The organism is Frankia sp. CcWB2, from assembly GCF_977927585.1.
In genome coordinates this window covers 15076-24127 of record NZ_CDWRCM010000045.1, presented here as the reverse complement: position 1 = coordinate 24127, position 9052 = coordinate 15076, and the positions used below count along the sequence as shown (strand labels likewise).

Here is a 9052-nt window from a genome sequence, read left to right as displayed (position 1 = left end):
ACGTACCCGTATCGGGCGGGGTGTACCTGTCGCCGGCCCGGTGCGCATGGAAATACCTGTTGCACAGGTGGGTGTTCGCGGTGACATGCGGGCAAAGGTGGATCGATCTGCCATGTGATAGGAATCACATTGGCGGTTACTTTCTGTCAGCTCAAAGCGGCACGATAGGGTTTCGGATCATGAAGGCCCTCGTCCTTGCCGGTGGTTCGGGAACCCGTCTGCGGCCAATCACCCACACCTCGGCCAAACAGCTTGTCCCAGTGGCGAACAAGCCGGTGCTTTTCTACGGCTTGGAGGCCATCCGTGACGCCGGTATCACCGATGTCGGGATCATCGTGGGGGAGACGGCCGACGAGATCCAGGCGGCGGTAGGTGACGGCTCGGCATTCGGGATCCAGGTCACCTACATCCGCCAGGACGCGCCGCTCGGACTGGCGCATGCCGTGCTCATCGCCCGCGACTTCCTCGTCGATGAACCGTTTGTCATGTACCTCGGCGACAACCTGATTATCGGTGGGATCTCCAGCCTGGTCAAGGAGTTCCGACGGACCACGCCGGACGCCCTGATCCTGCTGACCAGGGTCGACAACCCCTCCGCCTTCGGTGTCGCCGAGCTCGGTGCGGACCGGAAGATCATTCGACTGGTCGAGAAGCCGCTCGTTCCGCCGAGTGACCTGGCGCTCGTCGGCGTCTACATGTTCGGCACCCCCATCCACGACGCCGTGGGGGCGATCAAACCGTCGGCCCGCGGCGAGCTGGAGATCACCGAGGCGATCCAGTGGCTCGTCGACGGCGGATACGAGGTCGCCTCGCACCTGGTCGAGGGTTACTGGAAGGACACCGGCCGACTCGACGACATGCTCGAGACAAACCGCCACCTCCTCGAGTCGATCGAGCCGGCGATCCGTGGCAGCGTTGACGAGCACAGCACGATCGTCGGCCGTGTGGTGATCGAGGAGGGCGCCTCGCTGGTCCGGTCCACCGTGCGCGGGCCGGCCATCATCGGCCGGGACACCACCCTCGTCGATACCTATGTCGGCCCGTTCACCTCGATCTTTCACTCCTGCACCATCGAACGGACCGAGATCGAGTACTCGATCGTGCTGGAGCGGGCGACGATCCGTGGGATCGGGCGGATCGAGGACTCGTTGATCGGCCGGGATGCCGAGGTCGTCCCCTCCGCGGCCCTGCCCAGGGCGCATCGGCTCATGCTGGGCGACCACTCCCGCGTCTCGGTGGCTACGACGGGGACCTGAGGCCCGCTCGGAGCGGACCTCCCTTGCACATCCGCGACGGACTTCGTGGGGCGGGCGTCGGCCGGTGACCGCCTACGCCCGGACCCGATCCCGGACCCGATCCCGGACCCGATCCCGAACCCGATCCCGAACCCGTGACCGCGCCCCCGGCTCCGCCCGCGCGCCCCCGGCTCCGCCCGCCCGCACCGCGACGGCGAGGCAGAGAACGACGAGCACCGCCGACAGCACGAAGACCGTGATCGTGACGCCGACCGGAAACGGCGCCCAGCGGCCGGCCCCCGCGACGACCTCGGGAACGCGAGCCGGGGTGAAGGACACCTGGCGCGGCAACCAGTAGTATGAACAGATCGCCAGCAGCCCCAGACCCTGCATCAGCAGCGCGCTGACCAGCGTGACGGCGGGTGCCAGTCGCTCCCGGCCGCGCAGCGCCGCGCGCAGGCCCAGAGCGAACACCACCCCCAGACCGACCAGCCCCAGGTAGAGATACCGGCCCTGGACGGCAATGCCGCGGGTGTACTGCTGGTACTCCGCCCAGCTGCGCTGCCCGACCATCAGGTAGGCGAAAGCGACCGGGAGCAGCAGTACCGCCGGCCCGGCATCGCTTGCCAGCCGGTCCGGCCGCGCGGCGCGGCGTGGTCCGGCGACCAGCGCGGCCGCGCACAGTCCGACGACCGCCCCGGTCGCCACGACGATGGCGACCGGGGAGAGCTGGGGCGGCTCGAACAGGCCGAGCCCGCCCCAGAAGCGGCTGATCATAGTCCGGAAGAAGTACCAGAACCAGGTGAGAAAGGAGTCCGGAAGCAGCAGTGGTTCCCGCCGCGGCGGGTTCGTCGCCCACCCGTTCGGCTGGACGGCGTCGTACAGGACGTAGTTCCTGATCCACCACCAGCCTCCCAGGGCGAGCCCGAGGCCGACCGCCAGCGTGGCCGGCGTCCATGGCAGGGAGCCAATCGCGCGACGCGACGCGAAAAGTCGGCCGGCCGGATACGCAGACCGCTCCGGTGCATGCCGGCCCGCACGCCGCAGGTGCCACCAGCCGACCAGATAGGCGGCGATGATCACGGCCGGCAGGGCCAGCGCGAACGCCTTGGACAGCAGGGCGATTCCCAACCAGATTCCGGCCCAGGCGGCTGCGCGGCGACGCATGTCGCCGCGCAGCACACCCACGAGGGTGACGGTCAGCCCGCCGGTGGCGAGCATCAGGATGCCGTCATTGTTGAAGGTGGCACCGACCCTGGTGAACCCGGGTACGGCGAGTGGCAGGGCCGCCGCGGCGAGAGCCGATGGTTGATCCAGTCCGAAGCGGCGTGCCGCCAGCCATGCCAGCAGGGGCAGCGGCGCGACCACCAGGATGTTCAACAGACGCAGGACGAAGACCTGCTGGTCATAGGCCCAGTGCTTGGAGCCCGGCAGGGCGTCGAGCAGCCTGGCGCCGACCACGTAGATCAATGGTGGATGCTGCACCATCTGGTTGGAGAGGCGGCCGTCGCCGACGGGGGTAACCCCACCGAGGGCGTCGAACGCCTGGCGCTGGCCGCGTGGCGTCGGATCGATCTCGGCGAAGGACGGGGAGCCCCGCTGTTTCCCACCGGCCTGGAACATGTCCTGGAAGCGGCCGCGGTCGAAGTCGTCAGAGGTCGCGGCTACACCCATCGAGATGATCTTCTTGCCTGGTGCGGGCCAGCCGACTCCGTGCTGCAGGCCGTAGACCATGTCCACGTGCTGAGCCTCGTCGTATCCCGTCCAGGTCGGATACACGAACGCGTAGCTGAGCAGCAGGCCGAGGTGAACCGCCGTGATGAGGAGCAGTAACACCGGCACGCGCCGCGGACCGGGCATCGACACCGCCTCGGCGGCCTCGCCTCGCGCCTCGGTCGCCGGTTGGGTCCCCGCCGGCCGGGTCCCCGCCGCGGAATCAGGCGCGGGACCGGCGGTGTAGCTGCGGTCGATGATCGGCGGTTCTGGGGCGTCCATGGTTGACGCCAGCGTAGACGACCGATGTGAGAGGTTCGGACGAGCTCGGCGTGGGGTAACCGTCGCCTGTCTGTTGCCCTCTTCTCGACACGGGCTGATCCTGGGTGGATCCTGAACCGGGCGGGTCAGGGTGTCTGCGACACTCGGAAGGTGCGTTTTCTCGTGACCGGTGCTGCCGGTCAGCTCGGGGCCGACCTTTGCCGGCTGCTCGAGGCTCGAGCCGCGGAACCGGACTCCGGGGTGTACGGCTGGGCCGGTCTGACCCGGGCGGAGTTCGACATCACCGATTCGGCCCGGGTGCGCGCCGTCCTGCGCGACCAGGCGCGTCCCGCGAAGACCCAGGGTAGGCTGGTCGTCTTCAACACGGCGGCTTGGACAAACGTCGACGCGGCGGAGTCGGACGAGGCTGGCGCCTACGCGGTCAACGCCACGGGGCCGGCGCACCTCGCCGCAGCCTGCGCCGAGGTCGGCGCGACCCTGATCCACATCTCGACTGACTACGTCTTCGACGGGCGGGCCGCCAAGCCCTACGAGGTCGACGATCCTACCGGTCCCGTCTCGGCATACGGCCGGACGAAACTGGCCGGGGAGGAGGCTGTCCGAGGCCTGCTGCCCGATGCCTCGTACGTGGTGCGCACCGCATGGATCTATGGCCGGACCGGCAGCAACTTCGTGAAGACGATCTCGCGACTGGCCCGTGAGCGGGACACGCTGTCCGTTGTGGACGATCAGGTGGGCTCGCCGACCTGGTCGGCCGATCTCGCGTCGGGGCTGATCGAGCTCGCTTCCTCGGCGGCACCGACCGGCGTCTACCACTGCACGAACGCCGGCGAGACCACGTGGTTCGGCTTCGCCCGCGAGATCGTCGCCGCGCTGGGCCAGGACCCGGCCAAGGTGACGCCGACGACGACGGAGGCATTTCCCCGTCCGGCCCGGCGCCCGGCCTACGCGGTGCTCTCCGGGCGGTCGTGGGTGGACGCGGGACTCACTCCTCCGCGGGCCTGGGACGCCGCGCTGTCCGCGGCCTTCGTCGCGGCGGGCGACGCGCTGCGCGGCTGATCGTTCTGCCGGGTACCGATCTTTCTGCCGATCGTTGCGCGACCGGCCACCGTCGGCCCACCGCGCCCCCGGCCGCGGGCGGGGGCGGGGGCGTGTCTGACTCTCGCCTGGTTCTCGCCTGCTGTCCGGTCCCCCGCCCGGCCCCGTCTTCCCGATCCGCCCGGCCCTTCGGCGACGGTTCCCGGTGGGCGCCGATCGTGTTGACTGTCACAGTAGAATTTTGCAGGATGAGAATAAGTGCGTATACTGCAAAGTTGTAGGGGGGTCCGGGGGAGCGGATCGAGATCGGGGGAGCGGTGGCGGAGGAGCCGGCGACTGTCCCGGGCCGGGCTGGCGAGCCCGGGAGGTCGTCCGGGCCGGGGCTGCGGGAGCGCAAGAAGCGGCAGACCCGCCGGGCCCTGCGGGCCGCAGCCATCCGGCTCGTCGCGGAGCGTGGTCTGGAGAACGTCTCGGTCGACGAGATCGCCGCCGCGGCCGAGGTCTCCACCCGGACGTTCTTCAACTACTTCCCGACGAAGGACGACGCGATCGCCGGCATCGATCCCGAGGACATCACCGAGATCAGCACGGCGCTGGCGGAGCGTCCTCCCGAGGAGGAGCCGCTGGCGGCGTTGCGGGCGGTCATGCTGGACCGGGCCGCCCTCGTCGCGCCCGATCAGGCCGAGCTGTGGCGCGTCCGGCTTGCGATCATCCGTGCCCATCCGTATCTGACCATGGCCAACGCGGCCAGCTGGAGTTCCTACGAACGCGCTCTCGCCGAGGCGATCGGCCGGCGTTGCGGGCTCGATCCCGATCGTGACCCCTACCCCGTCGTGCTGGTCGCGACGACGTTGGCCGTCGTGCGGACCCTGACCGTGCGGTGGCAGGAGTCCCCGGATGACGCCTCGTTGCCCGACACTCTCGGCCGCGCCTTCGACATCCTGGCCCGCGGCCTGGCTCCGCCTGGTCCCTCCGGCACCTCAGACAGGTCCGGCGCCACACACGAGTCCGGACACGGGTCCGGCGGGTCCGGCGAGTCCGGCGGGTCGGACGGATCCGACGTGGTGGGCACCTCGAACGCGCCGATCACGTCGTCCCACCGGGAACGCCGGGCCCACCCGGAACGCCGGGAACAAGAACAACGAGGACAGCGACCCGAATGAGATCGACCGAGCACGTCGACGTCAGCGACGACCATGAAGGGAGCCGGTCATGACGCAGGCTCGATCGGCCGAGGACGCCGAGTCCGGCGGAACCGGCGCCGGCACGTCTCCGGCGCCCCGCGGCGGCGCTGCCGTGATCCCCCCGCAGGTCTCCGACCAGCGCCGGCTCTGGCTGATCATGGGAGCGATGCTCCTCGGAATCCTGTTGGCCTCGCTGGATCAGACGATCGTGTCGATGGCACTGCCGACGATCGTCGGGGATCTCGGCGGCGCCACCCATCTCTCCTGGGTGGTGACTGCCTACCTGCTGGCCTCCACGGTGTCCACACCGGTCTGGGGCAAGCTCGGTGATCTGTACGGCCGCAAGATCCTGTTCCAGGTGGCGATCGTCATCTTCCTGGTGGGCTCGGTGATCGCCGGTGTCAGTACGTCGATGGGGCAGCTGATCGCCTTCCGTGCTGTCCAAGGGCTCGATGGCGGCGGGTTGATCATCAGTGCAATAACGATCATCAGTGATCTCGTTCCGCCGCGCGATCGAGGCCGTTACCAGGGGCTGTTCGGCGCGACGTTCGGCGTGTCGTCGGTGGTCGGTCCGCTACTCGGCGGCCTGTTCGTCGACCATCTCTCCTGGCGCTGGGTCTTCTACGTGAACCTGCCGGTGGGCGCGGTCGCCCTGGTGGTGACGGCGTTGGCGCTCCCGGCGACGAGGAACCGCATCAGGCACGTCATCGACTACCTCGGCACCGTGCTCCTGGCCATGGCGACGACCAGCCTCGTGTTGCTGACCAGCCTGGTTGGCACCACCTACGCCTGGGGATCACCGGAGATCATCGGGATGGGCGTCGCGGGAGTTGTGATCCTCGTCGGGTTCGTGTTCGTCGAACGAGTGGCGGTCGAACCCGTGCTGCCGCTGACCCTGTTCCGGGTCCGGGTGTTCTCGGTGGCCGGCGCGGTCGGCTTCGTCGTCGGCTTCGCGATGTTCGGCGCGATCGTCTTCCTACCGCTGTTCCTCCAGGTGGTGAAGGGAGTCGACCCGACGGACTCCGGCCTGCAGATGCTGCCGGTGATGGGTGGGCTGCTACTCAGCTCGATCATCTCCGGCCGGCTCATCAGCCGGTGGGGCCGTTACAAGATCTTCCCGGTCGTCGGTACCGCGATGATGTCGATCGGCCTGTTCCTGCTGTCGTTCATCAGTCCCGACATCTCTACGCTGCAGCTCACGTTGTCCATGTTCCTTCTCGGGGTCGGGATCGGCGCGGTCCTGCAGGTCCTGGTCATGGCCGTGCAGAACGCTGTCGACTACCGGCAGATGGGCGTGGCCACCTCGGGTGCGACCTTCTTCCGGTTCATCGGCGGGTCGTTCGGTACCGCCGTGTTCGGCGCGATCTTCGCGAACCAGCTCAGAGGTAACCTCGCCGAGCGGTTCGCGGGCATCCCGTTGCCACCCGGTCTGTCCGCCTCCGGTTCCAACATCACCCCCCAGGTGCTCCACAGGCTGCCCCCGACGATCCGGGACGGATTCGTCCAGGCGTTCTCGGACGCGATGCAGACCGTCTTCCTGGTGGCGGTGCCGATCGGTCTGTGCGCCTTCGCGCTGGCCTGGTTGCTGCCCGAGATCCGCCTGGGAAACACCGTCGGTGGCGCGCGGCCCGCGGCGCCGGGCTCGGCGGAGTCCGACGAGACCGCGGAGGTCCTCAAGTAGCCGCGATTCCGACCGCGCGTCGGCGCCTGCGCGGGACGCCCCGTCGGCACGCGGTCTTTCTGCTGCTGGTCGCCGCCGGGATCGCTGCCCGGGTCCTGGTGATCGTCACCTACCCGCCCGTGCTGATGTACCTCGGGGATTCGGCGGCCTACCTCGACCAGGCATGGCGGGACATCTGGCCGGGCGACTGGCGGCCGTCGGGCTACCCGATGTTCCTGCGGATCCTCGACGGGCAGGCCCACCTGACGCGGGTCGTCGTCGTCCAGCACCTGCTCACGCTGGGCGCGGTGGTGGCGCTCTATGCGGTGGCGTTGCGGGTTGCTCGCCGGCCGTGGCTCGCCGCCCTCGCCGCCACCCCCGCCTTGCTCTCCCCGTGGGTGCTGGACCTCGGCCAGTTCGTCCTCGCCGACAGCCTGTTCGGGGTTCTCGTCTCGGTCGGCGTGGCGCTGCTCGCGTTACCGGGACGCCCTCGGCCCGTTGCCTGCGCCGCCGCCGGCCTGCTGCTCGGAGCCTGCCTGTGCGTGCGGACGGTGGGCTACGGCCCGCTGGCGGTCGGCCTGGTCGTCCTGCTCGGCACCGTGCTGGCCGACCGGCGGCGCGCGACTTCCCGGGCCGGGTCGGTTGCCGCTCCTCGGGTGGCCCGACCCGTCCTCGCCTTCGCGCTGGCCGCCGCCGCGCCGATCCTGGCCTACTCTGGGTGGAGCGCCTCGGCGGGAGGGGGCTTCGCCGTTTCCGCGCACTCCGGGTTCTTCCTGTACGGGCGGGTGGCGCCGTTCGCGGATTGTTCCGCGCTGTCGCGAGCGGACCTGCGCACCCTGTGCGACCCACGGCCGGTCGACCAGCGCGGTTCGCCGGTTCGCTACCTGTGGCCGGCCGACTCCCCTCTGCGCCAGGGGCACCGGCACATCCCACCGGGACGGGAGGACCTCGCGGCCGAGTTCGCGGGCGAGGTCGTGCGTGACCAGCCGTGGATGCTGGTGACGACGTCGGCCCGGTACCTCGTCGGCTATCTCTCCCCGGTCCGGCATGAGACGACGAAGACCTCGCGGGCGGACACCTGGGAACTGCCGTCCAGCGTGACCAACGTGCTGACCCCGGACGATCCGCATGCCGACGACGGCTATTTCGTCGCGACCGAGGTGCACAACCCCGCGGCGGGCTGGCTGGCCGTCTACTCCCGCCTGGCCTACGCTCCGATGCCGCTCGTCGGCCTGGGCCTGCTGGCGGGTCTCGCGGCAGTACTGCTCGAGGCCGTTCGCCGGGTGCGCAGGAGCGGGGTGACGGCAGCGTGGCCGGGGGTCGGGCGGCTGTTCTGGCTGGCCGCCGGGGCCGGCCTGTCGACCCTTGTGCTGTCCGCGCTGACCTCCGGATTCGACTACCGCTACCTCGCCGCGGTCATCGGGCCGATCGGATCGGCCGCGATCCTGGGCGTGGCCGGATTCGTTGCCGCGCTCCAAACCCGGACCGCCGGAGAGCGCCGGCCGCCGGATAACGGACCGCCGGACAGCTGACGCCAAGCGGACGATACCGTCGTATCCGCCAAACGATCGTCGCTGATGTTCGACGGGCTGACCGGCGTTGTGGCGTGGTAGTCGGGACGACACCGCCCGGCCGATGCTGAGAGGGTTGCCGACGTGCCTGGCGGGGATGCGTGGCAGGCGGTCGAAACCTCCACGCAGGTGCCTGGGACCGGTGCGGCGCCGGAGGCCTGGCGGGTGTCGGAGGTCCGGCGGGTGTCGGATCCGGGGCGGCGCTGGCTTGTGACCGGGGTGGTCGCGGCCGGCATGGTTTTCTCCGCGCTCGGCGTGCTCGTCGCCGCGGTCGTGCCTCCCTTCACCTCGGCCGACGAGGCACAGCACACCGCCTACGCGTTCGTCGTCGCTGACGGCTCGTTGCCCGTGCTCGACTCGCCCGTGCAC

6 protein-coding genes and 1 pseudogene are annotated in these 9052 nt (G+C 69.8%); 6 read left to right on the top strand and 1 reads right to left on the bottom strand.

Annotated features, from left to right (window positions below):
- Window positions 1-179: 179 nt before the first annotated feature.
- Window positions 180-1256, top strand: a complete 1077-nt coding sequence (locus ACY45C_RS07195; protein WP_462186857.1) for a glucose-1-phosphate thymidylyltransferase — start codon at window positions 180-182, stop codon at window positions 1254-1256.
- A gap of 72 nt (window positions 1257-1328) precedes the next feature.
- Here ACY45C_RS07195 and ACY45C_RS07190 read toward each other — a convergent pair whose 3' ends face one another.
- A complete protein-coding gene (locus ACY45C_RS07190; RefSeq protein ID WP_462186856.1) occupies window positions 1329-3230 on the bottom strand; it encodes a glycosyltransferase family 39 protein in 1902 nt (633 codons plus the stop codon).
- A 150-nt stretch (window positions 3231-3380) separates the two neighbouring features.
- On the opposite strand from ACY45C_RS07190, the gene rfbD reads away from it, so the two are divergent.
- From rfbD to ACY45C_RS07165, 5 genes and pseudogenes are all read left to right on the top strand, one after another.
- Window positions 3381-4289, top strand: a complete 909-nt coding sequence (rfbD, locus tag ACY45C_RS07185) for a dTDP-4-dehydrorhamnose reductase (protein ID WP_462186855.1) — start codon at window positions 3381-3383, stop codon at window positions 4287-4289.
- 296 nt (window positions 4290-4585) lie between these two features.
- Window positions 4586-5431 carry an acyl-CoA-like ligand-binding transcription factor gene (locus ACY45C_RS07180; protein WP_462186854.1) on the top strand — a complete coding sequence of 282 codons (846 nt, stop codon included), beginning with the start codon at window positions 4586-4588 and terminating at the stop codon, window positions 5429-5431.
- A 49-nt stretch (window positions 5432-5480) separates the two neighbouring features.
- The gene (locus ACY45C_RS07175) at window positions 5481-7133 is read left to right on the top strand and encodes an MDR family MFS transporter (RefSeq protein WP_462186853.1); all 1653 of its coding nucleotides are present in this window, start codon (window positions 5481-5483) and stop codon (window positions 7131-7133) included.
- Window positions 7134-7231: 98 nt separating this feature from the next.
- A complete protein-coding gene (locus tag ACY45C_RS07170; protein ID WP_462186852.1) occupies window positions 7232-8644 on the top strand; it encodes a hypothetical protein in 1413 nt (470 codons plus the stop codon).
- 123 nt (window positions 8645-8767) lie between these two features.
- Window positions 8768-9052: pseudogene (locus ACY45C_RS07165) on the top strand (hypothetical protein); the annotation flags it as partial.

Bases quoted from the DNA above. Each gene is read 5' to 3' on its own strand.
- ACY45C_RS07195 (WP_462186857.1), top strand. From the start codon at position 180: ATGAAGGCCCTCGTCCTTGCCGGTGGTTCGGGAACCCGTCTGCGGCCA.
- ACY45C_RS07190 (WP_462186856.1), bottom strand. From the start codon at position 3,230: ATGGACGCCCCAGAACCGCCGATCATCGACCGCAGCTACACCGCCGGT.
- ACY45C_RS07175 (WP_462186853.1), top strand. From the start codon at position 5,481: ATGACGCAGGCTCGATCGGCCGAGGACGCCGAGTCCGGCGGAACCGGC.